This window comes from Bacillus sp. LNXM12-1 (assembly GCF_003004375.1).
Lineage (GTDB): Bacteria > Bacillota > Bacilli > Bacillales > Bacillaceae > Bacillus.
Map to the genome: position 1 here is coordinate 907,761 of NZ_PVWX01000001.1, position 17,905 is coordinate 925,665.

General features: G+C 41.5%; 17 protein-coding genes. 3 read left to right on the plus strand and 14 right to left on the minus strand.

The genetic code is table 11. The features are described from left to right. Positions 1-109 precede the first annotated feature (109 nt). On the minus strand, positions 110-991 hold the full coding sequence (locus C6Y07_RS04800; protein WP_066030651.1) for a YitT family protein: 882 nt from the start codon (positions 989-991) through the stop codon (positions 110-112). A 140-nt stretch (positions 992-1,131) separates the two neighbouring features. Between C6Y07_RS04800 and C6Y07_RS04805 the strand changes: the two genes are divergently transcribed. After that, positions 1,132-1,386, plus strand: a complete 255-nt coding sequence (locus tag C6Y07_RS04805) for a DUF2624 domain-containing protein (RefSeq protein ID WP_060596669.1) — start codon at positions 1,132-1,134, stop codon at positions 1,384-1,386. Positions 1,387-1,434: 48 nt separating this feature from the next. Here C6Y07_RS04805 and C6Y07_RS04810 read toward each other — a convergent pair whose 3' ends face one another. Both C6Y07_RS04810 and C6Y07_RS04815 read right to left on the minus strand, forming a co-directional pair. After that, a complete protein-coding gene (locus C6Y07_RS04810) occupies positions 1,435-2,328 on the minus strand; it encodes a deoxyribonuclease IV (protein WP_106061278.1) in 894 nt (297 codons plus the stop codon). A 9-nt stretch (positions 2,329-2,337) separates the two neighbouring features. Continuing rightward, a complete protein-coding gene (locus tag C6Y07_RS04815; protein ID WP_106071621.1) occupies positions 2,338-3,657 on the minus strand; it encodes a DEAD/DEAH box helicase in 1,320 nt (439 codons plus the stop codon). 155 nt (positions 3,658-3,812) lie between these two features. Here C6Y07_RS04815 and vrrA point away from each other — a divergent pair, with 155 nt between their 5' ends. Beyond that, a complete protein-coding gene (gene vrrA / locus C6Y07_RS04820; protein WP_066030649.1) occupies positions 3,813-4,508 on the plus strand; it encodes a VrrA/YqfQ family protein in 696 nt (231 codons plus the stop codon). A gap of 157 nt (positions 4,509-4,665) precedes the next feature. Next, positions 4,666-5,610: a 4-hydroxy-3-methylbut-2-enyl diphosphate reductase gene (locus tag C6Y07_RS04825; protein ID WP_034661333.1), complete on the plus strand. Its 945-nt coding sequence runs from the start codon at positions 4,666-4,668 to the stop codon at positions 5,608-5,610. Positions 5,611-5,649: 39 nt separating this feature from the next. Here the strand turns inward: C6Y07_RS04825 and C6Y07_RS04830 are convergent, their stop codons facing one another. The 11 genes from C6Y07_RS04830 to recO form a co-directional block, all read right to left on the minus strand. Continuing rightward, on the minus strand, positions 5,650-6,771 hold the full coding sequence (locus C6Y07_RS04830) for a Nif3-like dinuclear metal center hexameric protein (protein ID WP_060596667.1): 1,122 nt from the start codon (positions 6,769-6,771) through the stop codon (positions 5,650-5,652). After that, positions 6,764-7,480, minus strand: coding sequence for a tRNA (adenine(22)-N(1))-methyltransferase (locus C6Y07_RS04835; RefSeq protein WP_106156287.1), 717 nt, complete (start codon positions 7,478-7,480; stop codon positions 6,764-6,766). The genes C6Y07_RS04830 and C6Y07_RS04835 overlap by 8 nt, the downstream gene beginning before the upstream one ends. A gap of 120 nt (positions 7,481-7,600) precedes the next feature. After that, the gene (gene cccA / locus C6Y07_RS04840) at positions 7,601-7,960 is read right to left on the minus strand and encodes a cytochrome c550 (RefSeq protein WP_003217503.1); all 360 of its coding nucleotides are present in this window, start codon (positions 7,958-7,960) and stop codon (positions 7,601-7,603) included. Positions 7,961-8,262: 302 nt separating this feature from the next. Beyond that, positions 8,263-9,384 carry an RNA polymerase sigma factor RpoD gene (gene rpoD, locus C6Y07_RS04845; protein WP_008342392.1) on the minus strand — a complete coding sequence of 374 codons (1,122 nt, stop codon included), beginning with the start codon at positions 9,382-9,384 and terminating at the stop codon, positions 8,263-8,265. Positions 9,385-9,585: 201 nt separating this feature from the next. Further along, positions 9,586-11,415, minus strand: coding sequence for a DNA primase (dnaG, locus tag C6Y07_RS04850; RefSeq protein WP_106030983.1), 1,830 nt, complete (start codon positions 11,413-11,415; stop codon positions 9,586-9,588). Between the two features lie 32 nt (positions 11,416-11,447). Then, entirely contained in the window at positions 11,448-11,948 is a 501-nt protein-coding gene (locus C6Y07_RS04855; RefSeq protein WP_060596665.1) for a YaiI/YqxD family protein, read from the minus strand. Positions 11,949-12,209: 261 nt separating this feature from the next. Next, entirely contained in the window at positions 12,210-13,031 is an 822-nt protein-coding gene (locus tag C6Y07_RS04860; RefSeq protein ID WP_008342399.1) for a pyruvate, water dikinase regulatory protein, read from the minus strand. Positions 13,032-13,056: 25 nt separating this feature from the next. Then, entirely contained in the window at positions 13,057-13,695 is a 639-nt protein-coding gene (gene ccpN / locus C6Y07_RS04865; protein ID WP_024423017.1) for a transcriptional regulator CcpN, read from the minus strand. 166 nt (positions 13,696-13,861) lie between these two features. Continuing rightward, a complete protein-coding gene (glyS, locus tag C6Y07_RS04870; protein ID WP_106039267.1) occupies positions 13,862-15,907 on the minus strand; it encodes a glycine--tRNA ligase subunit beta in 2,046 nt (681 codons plus the stop codon). Next, a complete protein-coding gene (glyQ, locus tag C6Y07_RS04875; protein ID WP_106039268.1) occupies positions 15,900-16,787 on the minus strand; it encodes a glycine--tRNA ligase subunit alpha in 888 nt (295 codons plus the stop codon). The genes glyS and glyQ overlap by 8 nt, the downstream gene beginning before the upstream one ends. 332 nt (positions 16,788-17,119) lie before the next feature. Continuing rightward, positions 17,120-17,890, minus strand: a complete 771-nt coding sequence (gene recO, locus C6Y07_RS04880; protein ID WP_034661344.1) for a DNA repair protein RecO — start codon at positions 17,888-17,890, stop codon at positions 17,120-17,122. Between the last annotated feature and the right edge of the window lie 15 nt (positions 17,891-17,905).

Below are 17,905 nucleotides of genomic sequence, written 5' to 3' on the forward strand. Positions count from 1 at the left end.
AAAAGAATGATTACGATTTATACAACAAAAAGAAAATGGCTTTTGCCATTTTCTCTGTCCATACATATATTTCATTATATAAAAGAAAGATTAAAAAGTAAAATAAAAGCTAATGAATGGCTGTTTTGAACTTACCGCCTTTTGTTTCATGCGTATCCATAATCGTAATAAATGCTTGACCATCAATTTCAAATACAATGGATTTTAGCTTTGTAATTTCAAGTCTTGTGACAACGGCGTAGATGACATCCTTTTCTTCATCTGTATAACCGCCTTTCCCTCTCAGCTTTGTCGTTCCCCTGCCAAGTCGATGAAGAATCGCATCTGAAATTTCATCATAATAATCTGACACGATAATGACAGCTTTTGTTTCATCAAGCCCTTGAATGACAGCATCAATTGTTTTCATTGCCAAATAATATGTCATGACAGAATACATAGCCTGCTCTGGTCCGAAGACAAAGCCTGCCCAAATAAAAATGAACACATTGACGATCATGACAAACTCACCGACGGAGAAAGGAATTTTTTTCGTCAGAAGAATTCCTAAGATCTCTGTTCCATCCATTGAGCCTCCATTACGGATGACAAGTCCAACACCAAAACCAAGTAATAGCCCGCCAAATACAGTGGCTAAGATCGGCTGATTTGTAAATGCCTCTACATGATGGAGTGAAGATTCAATCACGGCTAAGCTGACAATCCCAATCACAGTGGAAATGAGAAACGTTTTCCCAATATGTTTGTATCCTGATATCATAAATGGAATATTTAAAATGACAACAATCGTCGCAAAATTGATGAATGGGTTATCTGTAAAGAGATAATCCAAAATAAGCGAAATGCCGATGATGCCTCCATCAATAATATTGTTTGGCACTAAAAATAATTCAATGCTGACTGCTGCGCATGCAGCTCCTACTAGAATCAGGAAAATTCTCAAAATAAAATGAGGCACTGATTCCTTTCTATGCTGTTTACTATTTGCCATACGTTCTCCCTTCTACACATGTTAAATTTTCAATAATCATTTTATTCACTTTACTATTTTATCATTTCACAGGGTAAAATAAAATTTTTTGCACATTTTCCGTTTTCGCCCATACATTGTTACAGAGGGGAGGAATGGAATTGATTTTAATTCAAAAAATTGTCCTGCAGCGGCTTAATCAGATCACAGCAAATGATCTGTTAAGGTATGCGAAACAGTATGGTGTCAGTTTAACGTCAAACCAAGCTGCCGAGGTGGCCAAACTCATGAATGGGAAAAACGTCAATATTTTTAATGATGCAGAGCGTAACCGGCTTCTTAAGCAAGTGGAAGCGATTACTTCTAAACAGACAGCTCAGACTGTCAATGATCTGTTTAATCAGTTTACAAGTTAAGCAAAAAAGGGCCGCATTTAGCGGCACCTCATGATGTTGTATGCTTTTTTACTGACCCTTAATTTTATCTAGTAAGCCTTCGTCAAATTGCTTTTCTTTCAGCATCGCAATTTCGAATTTGTAAGGTGGTTTTTTGTTCTTTTTATCTTCACCTACATAAGGCGTTTCTAAGATTTTGGGCACTTCTTGAAGCTGCGGGTGATGCACAATATAGTTCAGTGCATCGAAGCCAATTTCACCAAAGCCGATATTTTCATGTCGGTCTTTTCTTGCGCCTTGTACGTTTTTACTGTCATTAATATGAAGAACCTTGATTCGGTCAATACCGACGATTCGATCAAATTCTTCTAACACCCCATCAAAGTCAGTCACAATCGGGTAACCAGCATCGTGTGTGTGACACGTATCAAAGCAGACAGAAAGTGCTTCGTTATGTGTCACTCCGTCGATAATTTGGGCAAGCTCTTCAAAGCTTCTTCCGCACTCTGATCCTTTGCCTGCCATTGTTTCAAGTGCAATTTGAACCTTTTGCCCTTTTACGATGACTTCGTTTAAACCTTCAATGATTTTTTGGATTCCTGCTTCTGGTCCTGCTCCGACATGTGCACCTGGGTGGAGAACAATCTGCCCTGCACCTAGCGCTTCTGTACGTTCAATCTCAGAGCGAAGGAAGTCCACGCCAAGCTCAAATGTCGCTGGATTGACGGTGTTCCCAATATTAATAATATACGGTGCATGTACGACGATATCTGTCATACCATGCTCTTTCATATGCGCTTGTCCAGCTTCAATATTGAGGTCTTCAATTTTTTTGCGGCGCGTATTTTGCGGTGCACCTGTATAAATCATAAACGTATTCGAACCATAAGAGGCAGCTTCTTGACTCGCTGCAAGAAGCATATGTTTTCCGCTCATGGATACATGTGAACCAATCTTCAACAATGTTTCCCCCTACTTTCCATTACGCTTTGACTTTCTACGTTCCTGTCTCTTGATTTTGTCCATCTCACGTGTCATTTTCTTTTTATATCCAGGTTTGACGGCTTTCGGTTTTCTCACAAGACGCTTTGCTTTTTCTTCAATTTCATTAGGTGCTTTTTTACGTCTTTGACGCTTCAAGCGGTCATCTGCATCTCGCCATTCGCCATGAACAATGGTTTTGTTTTCAAACACAACGCCCATTTTCTCGATTTGAATGAGTGCATCCTCATCAGCAAGCTCATAAATAGTCATCGCAATTCCAGATGAACCAGCTCGAGCTGTTCTACCAACACGGTGAACATAAAAATCAAGATCAGTTGGAAGTTCATAGTTGATCACGTGGCTGACGCCTTTAATATCAATTCCGCGGGCTGCAAGATCAGATGCCACAATATAAGTGAACTCTAAATCATCAATTTGTTTCATTACTTTTTTACGTTCGCGCGGCGTTAATCCGCCATGAAGCACTCCAACTTTCATTCCTTTTTCTTGTAGGAATGATGCGATTTCATCAACGGTTGTTTTTGTATTGGCAAAAATGATGCCTAAATAAGGCTGTACATTCGTCACCATTTCATGAAGCAATTTTAGCTTGTCACGCTGTTTAGATGGGACTAAAATATGCTGAATATTTTCAGCTGTAATTCGTTTTGGTTCAACATGGGCATATTTTGGATTGTCCATATATTTTTTCAGGAACGGCTTTAGTTTTTCTGGAATAGTTGCTGAGAACACAAGCATTTGCAGCTGTTCTGGCATTTGTGAACCAATACGGTCCACATCTTCTAGAAATCCCATATCCAGCATTAAATCCGCTTCATCAATGACAAGAGATGTCGCTTTGTAAACATTCAGCGCCTGCTCATGAATGAGGTCAGCAATACGTCCAGGTGTACCGACGACCAAATGCGGCTGGGTTTTTAGCTTTTGAATGGATTTCTGCTTGTCCGTTCCGCCAATGTAAAGCTTTGCTTTCATCTCTTCTTCTGGAGAGGCATTCTTTAAAATCGTTTGGGCTTCTTTGAAAATTTGATTGGCTAATTCTCTTGTAGGTGCAGTAATCACAACTTGTACTTGCTCTTTGCTTGGATCAATTGAATGAATAAGCGGCAATAAGTACGCGTGAGTTTTTCCTGTTCCTGTTTGTGATTGACCAATCACGCTTTCTCCTTTTAACACAGCAGGGATGATTCTTTTTTGAATATCAGTTGGCTCATAAAAGCCCAGTTCATGAATAGCATCTATAATAAAAGGCTTTAATTCATATGTCGTAAATTTTGTTTCGTTCATGTTTTCACTCCTTAAGGCAATGCCTTTTTGCTCATCTCCTCATTATAGCTGATTTTCAGCAAAAAAACCATGTCCGCTTTTCTTACAGGAAACCAATTGATGCTTCCTTGCATAACCTATGAAGAGAAAGAGAATGCAGTAAGGGAGGTACAAGTATGTTAGGGCAAAAGCCTATGGGCGATTTTCAGCCGCACCGTCCCTCACGCCGGCATCTTGGAAATGGCGGACAACCCGGGATTTTTCAAAGAGGGCAGCAGCCTCCTATCGAACAGCCTTTTCAAGGGCAAGGCAATCAATTTCAGCAAATGATACCTCGCTCCCCGTCTGTACAGGGAGGCGGTATACGCGGAATGGGCGGAATGCCAGGAGGCGAAAGCCGTGCACTAGGCGGCGGCACAGGAATGAAAGGCATGCTCGCTAAATTTCTTCCTGGCGCAGGGGGAGCAGGGGTCTCTGGAGGTGGTGCGGGATTACAAGGAATCCAGAGCTTCACAAATCCTGCGACCCTCTCAAGCATGTTAGGAAATGTACAAAAAGTGCTCGGTATGGCGCAGCAATTTACGCCAATGATTCAGCAATACGGTCCTTTAGTAAGAAATCTGCCTGCGATGATTAAGCTGTACAGTCAGCTCGGCAGTGCGGATGATGAAACAGGCGAAGATGAAGAACCTAAAGAGATCGGCGAGGAAACAGAAGTGCCGCAAGAAGAAGCAGCACGAGATGATGAAATAGAAGAAAACAAAGAACCAGAGGACATCCTGGTCAAAAAAGCAGCTCCTCACACATCATCTGCTCCTGAAGCAAAACCGAAAAAAAGACCTGGCAGTTCTGTTCCAAAACTATATGTCTAGTGATCTTTTAACGGCGAAGTGTTCACTGCGTATAACAATCTTTGATATATGCGCTTACTTTGGCTATAATGGAAGCTAGAGAATGATAAAAAGCCGTTTTTTACGGCTTTTTATATTGTTCTTCTCTAGAAGCACTTCCCTACAGGAGGACGAATAAATGAATGTAATTAAAATTTCGCCGCGTGGCTATTGCTATGGCGTTGTGGATGCAATGGTCATTGCTAAAAATGCCGCACTTGATAAAAACTTGCCACGCCCAATTTATATATTAGGTATGATTGTGCACAACAAGCACGTGACAGATGCCTTCGAAGAAGATGGGATCTACACACTGGACGGACCAAACCGCATGGACATTTTAAAGCAGGTTGAAAGCGGAACAGTCATTTTCACCGCTCACGGCGTTTCACCTGAGGTTCGTCAAATTGCAGAAGAAAAAGGCCTTATCACCATTGATGCAACCTGTCCCGATGTAACGAAAACACATGAACTCATTTCAGAGAAAACAGCCGATGGATATGACATTATTTATATTGGGAAAAAGGGTCATCCTGAGCCAGAGGGAGCTGTCGGAGTAGCTCCTGACAAGGTGCATCTTGTCGAAACAGAAGCCGACATTGAGGCGCTCGATTTAACATCAGATAAACTGCTCATCACCAATCAGACGACGATGTCTCAGTGGGATGTTCACGATCTAATGGAGCTGATTAAAGAGAAATACCCTCACGTCGAGTACCATCAAGAAATTTGTCTTGCGACACAGGTACGTCAGGAAGCTGTTTCCGAGCAAGCTGGCCAAGCTGATCTTACCATTGTTGTCGGCGATCCAAAAAGTAATAACTCCAACCGTCTGGCACAAGTGTCCATGGAGATTGCTGGAACGCAGGCTTACCGTATTGGTGACCTAAGTGAGCTCAAGCTGGAGTGGCTGCAAGGCGTAAATACCGTTGCCGTTACTGCTGGTGCTTCAACACCAACACCTATTACAAAGGAAGTCATACGTTTCTTAGAAAACTACGAGCCGGATGATGAAGCAACTTGGAAGATTGAACGGTCGGTTCCTCTTTCGAAAATACTACCGCGCGTGAAAACAAAGAAATAAAGAAAACGTCAGAGCATAGCAGCTCTGACGTTTTTTTGTTTACATAAATTGAAATGGGTTTGTGTTCGATTCAGAAACAAAGAGCTGTACATCATACTTTTTATCTGAACATAGCGATTGAAGCTTCGCCTTTACGCCCTCTTTCATAATCTTTTCTGCATAATGCCCTGGGTCCACTACGTTCAGCCCGAGCATCATGGCATCATGGGCGACATGGAAATAAAGATCCCCTGTCACATACACATCAGCACCCATTCTTTTCGCTTGATGAATGTATTTATTTCCGTCTCCGCCAAGCACAGCCACTTTTTTCACAACAGCGTCCTGATCACCTACAAAGCGAGCACCATTTACATCCAGCTTTGTCTTCACAAATCGTGTAAAATCTCCAAGGGTCATAGGCTCTCTTAGCTCCCCTATACGGCCAAGGCCTTTTTGAATAGGAGGAAGATCTGTCGTGTGTACACTATAAGCGACTTCTTCATAAGGATGTGCTTTAATCATTTCACGAATCACTTGTTTTTCTATACTTGCCGGGAAAATGGTTTCAATCCGCACTTCTTTGACAAATTCCAATTGACCGCTCTCACCAATGAACGGATCCGCATCTTCTGATGGCAAAAAGCTGCCTGTCCCCTCATTTGAAAACGCGCAATGGCTGTAGTTGCCAATATGGCCTGCGCCTGCATTTCCTAAAGCTGTACGGATGGCTTCTTCAAATTCCTGCGGGACATACAGGGCAAGCTGTTTGATTTGATCTTCATATGTCGGGACTAACACACTTGTTTCTTCAAGCTCTAAAGCCTCCGCAAGCAAGTCATTGACTCCTCCATCAGCCACATCTAAATTCGTATGTGCCACATATACCGCAATATCATGTTTGATGCATTTCTCAATGATCCGTCCAGCTGGCTGATCTGTCGCTACATGTTTTAACGGACGGAAGATCGGTGGATGGTGAGCAATAATGAGATCCACATTTCTTTCGATCGCCTCATCTACCACATTCTCTAATACATCCAAGGTGATCATGACATTGTTTACCTTTTTATTTAACGTCCCAATCTGGAGACCGATTTTGTCACCTTCTACGGCATATGCCTTTGGTGAAAATTGTTCAAATAATTGGATGATTTCATGTCCGTTTACTGTTTTAGCCAACAGTCAAAACCTCCTTTAGAATCTTTATTTTTACATGCAGCTCTTCAAGGCGCTCCTTATTCTCTTCTGCCCGCGCTGCCTGCTGAATTTGACTTTCTATTTTCTCCATATGCTGAAGCTCTTGCATCCACTTGCGCCGGAAGACGTCGTTTTGCTCTTTCGCAAGAAACGGACCAACTAGCATGCCTGTTTCAATCGACATCCCTTCATAGGCTTTATCTTTGTCGCCTTTTTCTGCGATCATGATTTCGTATATTTTGCCATCCTCTTCTAAAATGACTTCATTCATCAATTCATACCCCTCTTGATAGAGCCATAAACGAATGTGGTGAGCATGGATATTTGGCTGAAGAATGAGCCTCTCATGGCCTGCGAGCTTATGCTTGCCATCATTTAAAATGCTTGCGATGAGTGCTCCGCCCATACCTGCAATCGTGATAGCATTCACTTCGCCCTTTTCAATAACTTCAAGGCCATTGCCTTTTCTGACCGAGATCTGGTCATCTAATTCAAGTCTATGTACTTGCTGCTTCGCCGATTGAAGCGGTCCCTCTGTAATTTCACCAGCAATGGCTTTTACTGCTTTTTGATGCAGGATCGCATAGCATGGCAAATAGGCATGATCTGAGCCGATATCAGCAAAGACGACCTCATGCGGTAAAAAGTCTGCGACTCTTTTTAATCGTTTTGATAAATTCATTTCATTCATACGTATCACTACTTTTCTTTAATGTTCATACTTGTCTATCTTATATAAATTATGGACTTTTTAAAAGTCGTTTTCAAATGAAAAAAGCTCTTCTGATGAAAAAGAGCTTTTTGCGTAACATTATTTAATTTTGGATACCCATTCCGACATTTCATCGAGCTTTTCATTCGGGATCAGCCCGCCTGGCATCCCGTTGCCGCCTTCTTGAATTTTCTTCTTGATGTCTGCCACTTCAAGCTTGTCTCCAACGCCTTTTAATGCAGGACCTGCGCCGCCTTCATAGTTTTCCCCGTGACAGCTCAGACAGTTTTGCTTATACAATTCTTCCGGCGTCGCATTCGCTGTCTCTTCTTGTTTTTGCTCCTCGCCTCCAGAGGCGATTTTGTCTTCATCTTTCAACCCCTTCATTGATAAGAAAAAAGTGAGTCCAATACCTAAAATGGCAATCAATAAGAATGGTATAAGTGGATTCCGTTTCATTTCTTTCATCCTCCCCTTTGTGAAAACCCCTTTGAGACTATGCAAACAATTCTAATTCTACTTTAATTTTACAAAAAGTAAACGAATTATGATACAAAACTTTGGTCAAGTTCACAGATTAGACAAAAATGATGCAAGATGAGAAATGAAGCCTTCAGCACATTTTGATGTATTTTTTATACATCTTTTCTCTAAGAACGTTGCAAATTCATTTGTTATTCAGTAAAATATAATCAGATTGAAAAAAGCGTTTTCATTTTTGATGAAGAAAGAACGGATCTCTTTCAAGATCCGTCCAGTTTCTACTCTAAGAAGTCTTTTAATCGTTTACTTCTGCTTGGGTGTCTTAATTTACGCAGAGCTTTCGCTTCAATTTGGCGGATACGCTCTCTTGTGACGCCGAACACCTTTCCAACCTCTTCTAACGTACGTGTTCTTCCGTCATCTAGTCCGAAGCGTAGTCTCAGTACATTTTCTTCACGGTCCGTTAGCGTGTCTAATACATCTTCAAGCTGCTCTTTTAACAATTCGTATGCAGCATGGTCAGATGGAGATGTCGCCTCTTGGTCTTCAATAAAATCACCAAGATGCGAGTCATCTTCTTCACCAATAGGTGTTTCTAAAGATACAGGCTCTTGCGCAATTTTAAGAATTTCTCTTACCTTTTCTGGAGTTAAATCCATGTCTTCAGCAATTTCCTCTGGCGTTGGTTCTCTGCCTAGGTCTTGCAGAAGCTGTCTTTGAACACGGATCAATTTATTAATGGTTTCCACCATATGAACCGGGATCCTGATTGTTCTGGCCTGATCGGCAATCGCACGCGTGATCGCCTGTCTAATCCACCAGGTTGCATATGTTGAGAATTTGTATCCTTTGCGGTAATCAAACTTCTCAACTGCCTTCATAAGACCCATGTTTCCTTCTTGAATCAAGTCAAGGAACAGCATACCACGACCGACGTAGCGTTTCGCGATGCTGACAACGAGACGAAGGTTTGCTTCCGCTAATCTTCTTTTTGATTCCTCATCGCCTTCTTCGATCTTTTGAGCATACGTAATTTCTTCTTTAGCAGATAACAAATTGACGCGTCCGATTTCTTTTAAATACATACGAACAGGATCATTAATTTTGACACCTGGTGGTACGCTTAAATCATTCAGGTCAAATTCCTCTTCTGCTTTAGCCAGCTGCTGAACATTTGGGTCTTCTGTCTCTTCGTTTTCACTGATGAGCTCTACACCCTGTTCGCCTAAGTATTCATAGTATTCATCCATTTGGTCTGATTCAATTTCAAAGCTAGACATACGCTCTGCAATTTCTTCGTATGTTAAAACGCCCCGTTTTTTACCCGTTTCAGTGAGCTTATCTCTCACCTGTTCAAAGGTTAATTCAGTTTCGGTTTCGTGGGCTTGTTTATCAGCCATTATGGATCCCTCCTTCCAAAGCTTGCAACGAATTCTAAAGTAACTTGCGATTTGCTTTCGCTCTGCTTTTCTCTCTTTATCAAACAGATGAGCAAATAGGAATAAAATAAATAATGATGAAGGCAAGATGCTTGCGGTCTTATGCTCCTCCCGTAAAGGATTCATTGCCAGCCGTAAGTCTTGTCATAAATATTAGACGTATTACTTCAGCGAACGGTTCAACTGAATAATTTCTTTTGCAAGTGTTGCCGCTTTGAAGAAATCTTTTTGCCTCTCCGCTTCTGCACGTTCTAGTTCTTTTTCCTTTATCATTGACAAATTCCGATGATTCAACACTTTTTTTACATAATCACTTAATTCAGCTTCACTTAGTTCGTCTCCAACTTGAATCATGAATATATCCGTCAGAAGCTGATTGATAATATCATCTTCTATACGGTTCATCAGATGCTGCGGCGTTGGTTCTTTGCCTTCTTCATACAAAGCATAAATGTACGTGGCCAGCGCCCTGTGAGAATCTATATTAAATTCAATACCTACTCTGTCAAGTACTTTTCGGATCACGTCATCACTTTTTAACATATGAGCAAGCAGCATTCGCTCTGCATTTTCATATGCTGGCCGCAGACGCTTTCTTCTTACCTGTGTTGACAGATGTGCACGCCGTTTTTCAAGCCCGCTTTCTTCCTGTGTGCTTTTGGCTTCTTGCCGCTGCTGTTTTTCAAACAGCTCCAGTTGTTCTTTTAATGAATCAAGTGAGATCGAGAACTCTCCAGCAATCTGTTTCATGTAAATCTCTTGTTCCAAGGAACCGTTTAACCGGCTAATTTCTCGGAGTACCTGCTTCATATAAGTAAGCCGGTCTCCTTCATCAGATAAATTCTTTCCTCTACGGAAAAAGTTCATCTTAAAAGTCATTAATGTCACACTTGCATCTATGATGTCATTCCTAAATTTCTCGCCGCCATATTTACGAATGTAATCATCTGGATCAAGTCCATCTGGTATCATGGCAACGCGAACTTTACATCCTCTTTTTCCAAGCAAATCTGATGCTTTCATGGTGGCTTCATAACCGGCCGTGTCAGAGTCATAGCAAAGAATGATCTCTTCTACGTTACGTCTGAGAAGTTTTACGTGCTCTTCTGTTAGAGACGTACCCATTGTTGCAACACTTTCGCCGACACCTGATGTGACAGCTGAAATGACGTCAGCAAATCCTTCGAAAAGAACCGCCCGTTCGCGTTTTCGTATATGCATACGCGCGTCATGAAAGTGATAAAGCAGCTTACTTTTATGAAAAAGTGGCGTTTCAGGACTATTCATATACTTAGGCTGCTGATCACCAAGCGATCTTCCGGAAAAAGCGACGACTGTCCCATGATGATCATGAATGGGAAACATCACACGATCCCTAAAGCGGTCAAAAAAGCCTGTTCCGTTTTCACGTTGAATCAAAAGACCAGCCTTCTCCATCATCACAGGATCAAACCCTCGTTTTTCTAAAAACTTGGTCACGAAATCCCAAGAGTCAAGAGCATATCCGATCTCAAACTTGGCAATTGTTTCATCCGTAAAGCCTCTCGCCCGTAAATAATCGAGTGCGTTTTGACCTTCCTTTGTATTTACCAGCAAATGGTGGTAAAATTTCTTAAGAAGCTCATGCGCTTCAATCATTTTATGATCTGCAGTGTCCTCTTGCTGTGAGGAGCTGACCTGAGCATTTGCTACATGATCAGGCAAATCAATATGGTACTTATCAGCAACATGTGAAACGGCTTCAATAAATGAGTAGCCTTCCATTTGTCTGAGGAACGAAAATACATTACCTCCTGCACCACAGCCAAAACAATGGAAGATTTGCTTATCTGCTGAAACAGAGAATGAAGGAGTATTTTCACCATGGAATGGACAAAGACCGAAGTAATTTCGACCTTGCTTTCTAAGCTGTACGTATTCTCCAATCACTTCGACAATGTCTGCGTTTTTTTGGATTTGCTCCAAAAGTTCATCTGGTATACGTTTGCTCATCCTATAACACTCCGTCGTACATTATTCGCCTTTTAATTCAAAAATCCTTCATGATTCGACAGGATTTTTTGTAGCTGCGCAATAAATCGCTTTTTATCCTCTTCTAAAAGCTTTTTGGGACCTTTTCCATATACACCTTTTCTTCGCTGTTTACTGGAAACATGTCTGCGTTCCAAATCAAAATCAATTGTTTCGTTTGTGTACATCCGTCCTCTTTCAGACAGTACAATGACCTGTCTTGGAAGCAGTAAGGAGGCAAGACCAATGTCTTGGGTGACGACAATATCATGCGCGGCAGCTGAGTTCGCAATGACTAAATCCGCTGCTTCCTTATGTGTATCTACAAACCGCCAATCTTCAAGTGGAGATCTTTTGGTTTGAAAATGCTCATATGAAGCAATGAACGTCACAGGTACTTGAAATTGAGATGCGACAGAAAGGATTTCGTCTTTTACAGGACAAGCATCTGCATCGACATAAATCGTCCTCTCTTGTTTATGTTCATTCAGGTGACTAATTCTCCATCCCTCCACCTTATTCCTGCTTTAGAGAAGCAAAAAGACCATACTTTCCCCCCATATAGCAAACAACAGTAAAACTCATTTTGTCGAAAAGTTATGTTCAGAATCACTTGACTTCTGCCAATATTAGTTTATTCGTTCTTGACTTAACTTAAACCTAAAATCAATCATTTTATCACAATTTTTTATTATAATACAAATGCAGCAAATATGCCATTGTTTTTGTTTACCCGTTTCCCACCATAGGAAAAACCCAGGAGGAGCATCCTGAGTTTATTCGGAACCTCTTTTGGTCAGCATTTGATGAATGACATTTGCCGTTTCCTCAACTGCTTTATTCGATACATCAACGACTTGACAGTTAATGCGGTCCACCACTTTTTCAAAATACTCTAGTTCTTCTTTAATCCGCTCAATGTTCGCATAAATTGCGCGATCATTTAAACCTAGAGATTTCAAACGCTCTTTACGAATATGATTTAGTTTGTCTGGACTGATTTTTAGACCGATGCATTTTTTTGGATCAACTGAAAATAACTCCTCTGGCGGATCTACTTCAGGAACAATTGGAACGTTCGCTACCTTCAGCCGTTTATGCGCCAAGTATTGAGATAGTGGTGTCTTAGATGTGCGTGATACACCGATGAGCACAATATCAGCCTTTAGAATGCCTCTTGGGTCTCTGCCGTCATCATACTTCACTGCGAACTCAATGGCTTCAACCTTTTTAAAATAGTCCTCATCTAATTGACGTACACGCCCCGGCTCATGTTTCGCTTCATTTCCATAAGCAGTCTCCATTTTATCGATGAGTGGTCCGATGATGTCATAATAAACGACTCCGTTTGCTTCTGCCTCTTCAATTAAGAATTGGCGCATTTCTGGCACAACAAGAGTAAAGCAGACGATTCCGTTATCTGCTTTCGCCAGTGAAATGACTTCTTTAATCGTACCGACATCCTCTACATACGGAATTCTTCTAATATTTGAATGGTCTGATGAGCCGCCATCAAATTGGCTAAGTGCCGCTTTGACCACGAGCTCTGCCGTTTCTCCTACTGAATCTGATACCACAAAAATTACGCGATTACTCATAACATCCCCTCGCAGTCTTCTTTAATTAGATTATTTCATTCTCCGATAAGCTAACAAGTATTTTCGTCATGTTTGTTTTCGTAATTCTGCCGACCACTTCAAAGCCTTTATCCGTATCTTTTATAACAGGAAGTGCATCTATCTGCTTTTCAATCAAGTGCTTCGCCACATCCATAATGAAATCTTCCTTGCGGCAAACGGTGATGTTCGGCATTCTTGTCATAATAATATGGACAGGGATAGATGGAAGCTCCTGTTTTCCTATACTTGCGCGAAGGAGGTCTTTCCTTGACAACACGCCTGTTAAAATAGAGTGATCATCCACAACGAATAATGTGCCCACATCCTCTAAAAACATCGTACAAATCGCATCATAAACTGAAACATTCTCATGTATCACCACTGGAATGGATTGAAAATCTTTTACTTGAAGTTTTTTCAGCTTATCTGCTAGAAGCTGCGTGCCTGTTTTTCCTGTGAAAAAGTAGCCGACCCTTGGTCTTGCTTCTAAAAAGCCTGACATCGTTAATATGGCTAAATCCGGTCTGAGGGTCGCCCTAGTTAAGTTCAGCCGATCGGCGATATGCTCTCCAGTGATCGGACCATTCTCTTTGACAATCTGTAAAATCTGCTCTTGCCGTTTATTTAACTCGATTGTACTCACCACCTTTAAATAGAGAGAGCGAATCTTTACTTTATGTATATCATTTTCATAACTCATCATATTATAGCGCATCTTTGTCCGAATGAAACAAAAATCCACTCAAAAACCGTGAATTAAATGAGTAAAAAACGATTGCCCTTCGAAAAAGGCAACCGTTCTTAGGTATTTATTTTACAATTAAATTGTTCATATTCGCAAATGATTGAATGACTTTGGCTAGTTTGACCATTTGCGCCAAACGATTTCGCTTCAGCTTTTCATCATCCGCATGTACCATTGTGTGATCGAAATAATGAACAATCGGTGTTTTTAACGTATCTAGCGCCTCAAGTGCTGCGCTGTATTGCCCTGCTGCTACATGTTCCTTGACAGCTGTCTCTACTTGTTGATACGCCTCATATAGCTTTTGCTCATGCTCATTTTCAAACAGCTCAGGCTGAATCTCTGCATCTTCCCCTTTTTTACTGATTGAAATGACGCGTCCTAATGCTTCTGCCGTTTCTTTGAAGCTTTCTTGTTTCACGCTCTCTTCAAGAACAGCTGCTTTTTTCACGACTGCATAAGGTTCAATATTTTCAACATCCAGCACTGCATCGACAACATCATGACGGATATGCTCTGCTTGGAGGACATATTTTAAACGGTGTGTCAAAAATTCAATCAGAGCAGCTTCATGTTCTGCTTCTACTTGAGCAAGTGCCAAAAGCTCTTTAAATGAAATATTCCAATGACGATCGAGCAGGATTTGAACGATACCGCTCGCTTGTCTTCTCAGTCCATAAGGGTCTTGAGAGCCTGTTGGAATGACATCAATTGAGAAGAAGGAACAAATAGAATCCAGCTTATCTGCTACTGCCACAATCGCACCAATCAAAGTGGAGGGCGCCTCATCACCGGCAAAGCGCGGCATATAGTGCTCGTTGATGCTCTTTGCCACTTCTTCATGTTCGCCAAGTGCTTTTGCATATTTCTCGCCCATGATTCCTTGTAATTCTGGGAATTCATAGACCATTTGAGTCACAAGATCAAACTTCGAAATACTTGCTGCTCTTGCCACTCGTTTTGTCGTTTCGTCATCTGCATCGACATGCGCTGCTAGGCGGGTCGCAATGTCTGTCACTCTCTTTAGCTTGTCGCCAATTGTGCCAAGTTTCTCATGGAATACAACTTTATCAAGCTTCTTAATATTGTCATCAATGACTAGTTTTTCGTCTTCTTTATAGAAGAATGCAGCATCTGATAAACGTGCACGAAGTACTTTTTCGTTCCCTCTTGCGACATTTTCAAGCGCCTCACTGTTTCCATTTCTGACCGTAATAAAGTGCGGCAATAATTCCCCTTGCTCATTTTTCACAGGGAAGTAGCGCTGATGCTCTTTCATTGTGGTCACTAATACTTCTTCCGGCAATGCAAGGAATTCTTCTTCAAAGGAACCAGATAGTACCGTTGGGTATTCTACAAGATCGTTGACTTCTTCTAGAAGCTCAGGATCAACAGGAATGACCCAGCCTTTTTCTGAAGATAGAGCATTTAGCTGCTCAGTAATGGATTGTTTTCTTTTATCTGAATCTGCAATGACAAATTGATCGCGCAATGTTTGCTCATAAGAAGCAGGCGAGTCGATGGTGGCTCCCCTACCAAGGAAACGGTGTCCTCTTGTCTCACGGCCGCTTTTCACCCCGGCAATTTCAACAGGTACAATCTCCTCTCCAAATAAACAAACAATCCATTTAATCGGACGGATATAGCGTAAATCTTTGCTTCCCCATCTCATGTTCTTTGGAAAACTTAATGAGGCAGCAATCTCACCTAACGCTGGCAGAAGGTCTTTGACTTGCTTTCCTTCTTGAAACTTTTGGACATGAACGTAGTCCACTCCTTTGATCTCTTTAAAATAGAGATCAGCTGTTGAGGCACCTTGTCCGCGTGCAAAGCCTTCTGCTGCTTTTGTCCAATTGCCTTCAGCATCTTGCGCAATCTTTTTAGCTGGACCTTTTGCTTCTTCTTTGATGTCTTCTTGTTTTTCTGCGACACCTTTCACGAGTACAGCAAGACGTCTTGGTGAGTTGAATAAAGCAACATCTTCAAATGAAATATTTTGCGTTTCAAACCATGCTTTTACTTTCTCACCTAGCTGCTTTGTGCTTTCCGGCATGAAACGAGCCGGCATCTCTTCTAAGCCAATTTCGAGTAATACATCTTGTTTATTCATGAGAAGCCGCCTCCTCTTTTAGCATAGGGAATCCCAATTTTTCTCGTTCTTCATAATATGTTTTGGCTACTTTTCTGGCTAACTGGCGCACTCTTCCGATATAGCCAGTTCGCTCGGTAACAGAAATCGCGCCTTTAGCATCGAGCAGGTTAAACGTATGAGAGCATTTGAGCACATAATCGTATGCTGGGTGAACAAGCCCTTTGTCCATTTGGCTATGCGCTTCCTTCTCATAGGTCGTAAATAACTCAAACAGCATGTCAGTATTAGATGTTTCAAATGTATAAACAGAGTGCTCATATTCAGCCATTAAGAATAAATCTCTGACCGTAAATCCCTCTGTCCATTCAAGATCGAAGACATTTTCTTTGTCCTGGATGTAGGAAGCAAGACGTTCAATACCGTATGTGATTTCAACGGAAACAGGCTTACATTCTAAGCCGCCGACTTGCTGGAAATACGTGAATTGTGTAATTTCCATCCCATCAAGCCATACTTCCCAGCCAAGTCCTGCACAGCCTAGAGATGGGTTTTCCCAGTTGTCTTCCACAAAACGAATATCATGTTTCAGCGGGTCAATACCAAGTGCTTTCAATGATTCAAGATACAGTTCTTGAATATTGTCAGGTGACGGCTTAATGATCACTTGAAATTGATGATGCTGATACAATCTATTTGGGTTTTCTCCATATCTGCCATCAGCCGGGCGTCTTGAAGGCTCTACATATGCTACCTTCCACGGCTCTGGGCCAATGCTTCTGAGGAACGTGTATGGACTCATCGTTCCGGCACCTTTTTCTGTGTCATACGCCTGCATTAATACGCAGCCTTCATTTGACCAATGCTTTTGCAGCGTCAAAATCATGTCTTGAATATTCAATGATCGCACCTCCATCTTTTCTACACCATCCGCTATGATATGGCGGGTGGGGATGAGAACCCCGCAAAAGAACACAAAAACTCCCGTCTCTATGCTCGCAAGGCTCCTTGCAAACATAGGGACGAGAGTTTTTCCCGCGGTTCCACCCTATTTGCTGGTGTCGTAGCATCCAGCCGCTTTGTTTTACGTTGCTCAAGAATGCCTTTCGTTACGCCTCCATCCTTAGCTCACACCGCCCTAAGGTCGCTTTTAATGAATTCTGCGTAAGTACTTCTTTCTGTCAATGCAACATATTTTATCTTAGATGATCTTACAAAAAGTCATGGGAGATGTCAACTTTTGTTTTCCCCGCCCATTAGCTTTTTCATGGATTCCATCTGATTCATGAATTTTTTTGATTTCAAATAAAGGCCTGAATACTCTTCATAGTAGTGATCGAGCACTTGACGAATTTCTTGTTTCGTCTGCGGTTTCACATCAACCTGACCGAGCCTTGATAAATCAAAATAATGAAATAAACGGAGCAGCCTTGCAGCTGCTGGGGATAAGGGCAGTTTATACGGATCTTTAGAAAAGCAATTTTGGCAAATGAAGCCGTTATCTCTAATAGAGAAATGAAACTGCCCTTCTTTTTGACCACAATGGACACATTGATCAAGTTCAGGCTTCATTCCCATTACTGATAACATTTTGACCTCTACGATAAATAAGATAATATCAGCATCTGTGCCTTCATTCAGATGACGCAGAGATTGAAGCAGGAGCTCAAACAAATAAGGGTTTGGCTTTTTTTCTTCTGTGCCTTTATCGAGTAACTCTGTCATATATGCGGCATATGCGGTCAAAAATAAATCCTCCCGAATGGTTCGCATACTTTCAATCATTTCGCCTTGCTGGAGCGTTCCAAGTCCTGTTGATGATTGGATCAGAAAGGTTCCGTATAAAAACGGCTGGCTTATGGCTGACAGGCGGCTGTTTGATTTTTTTGCACCTCTTGCCATCACGCCAATTTTCCCATGTTCTCTAGTGAGCAGCGTGACAATTTTGTTTGTTTCGCCATAATCTGTTGTTCTAAGGACGATTCCTTCACTTTTAATGAGCATTTGTCTACACTCCGA

Excerpts from the sequence above, each read along its gene's own strand:
- C6Y07_RS04800 (WP_066030651.1), bottom strand. The coding sequence starts at position 991 with ATGGCAAATAGTAAACAGCATAGAAAGGAATCAGTGCCTCATTTTATT.
- C6Y07_RS04815 (WP_106071621.1), bottom strand. The coding sequence starts at position 3,657 with ATGAACGAAACAAAATTTACGACATATGAATTAAAGCCTTTTATTATA.
- vrrA (WP_066030649.1), top strand. The coding sequence starts at position 3,813 with ATGTTAGGGCAAAAGCCTATGGGCGATTTTCAGCCGCACCGTCCCTCA.
- C6Y07_RS04825 (WP_034661333.1), top strand. The coding sequence starts at position 4,666 with ATGAATGTAATTAAAATTTCGCCGCGTGGCTATTGCTATGGCGTTGTG.
- C6Y07_RS04835 (WP_106156287.1), bottom strand. The coding sequence starts at position 7,480 with ATGAATGAAATGAATTTATCAAAACGATTAAAAAGAGTCGCAGACTTT.
- cccA (WP_003217503.1), bottom strand. The coding sequence starts at position 7,960 with ATGAAACGGAATCCACTTATACCATTCTTATTGATTGCCATTTTAGGT.
- rpoD (WP_008342392.1), bottom strand. The coding sequence starts at position 9,384 with ATGGCTGATAAACAAGCCCACGAAACCGAAACTGAATTAACCTTTGAA.
- dnaG (WP_106030983.1), bottom strand. The coding sequence starts at position 11,415 with ATGAGCAAACGTATACCAGATGAACTTTTGGAGCAAATCCAAAAAAAC.
- C6Y07_RS04860 (WP_008342399.1), bottom strand. The coding sequence starts at position 13,031 with ATGAGTAATCGCGTAATTTTTGTGGTATCAGATTCAGTAGGAGAAACG.
- glyS (WP_106039267.1), bottom strand. The coding sequence starts at position 15,907 with ATGAATAAACAAGATGTATTACTCGAAATTGGCTTAGAAGAGATGCCG.
- recO (WP_034661344.1), bottom strand. The coding sequence starts at position 17,890 with ATGCTCATTAAAAGTGAAGGAATCGTCCTTAGAACAACAGATTATGGC.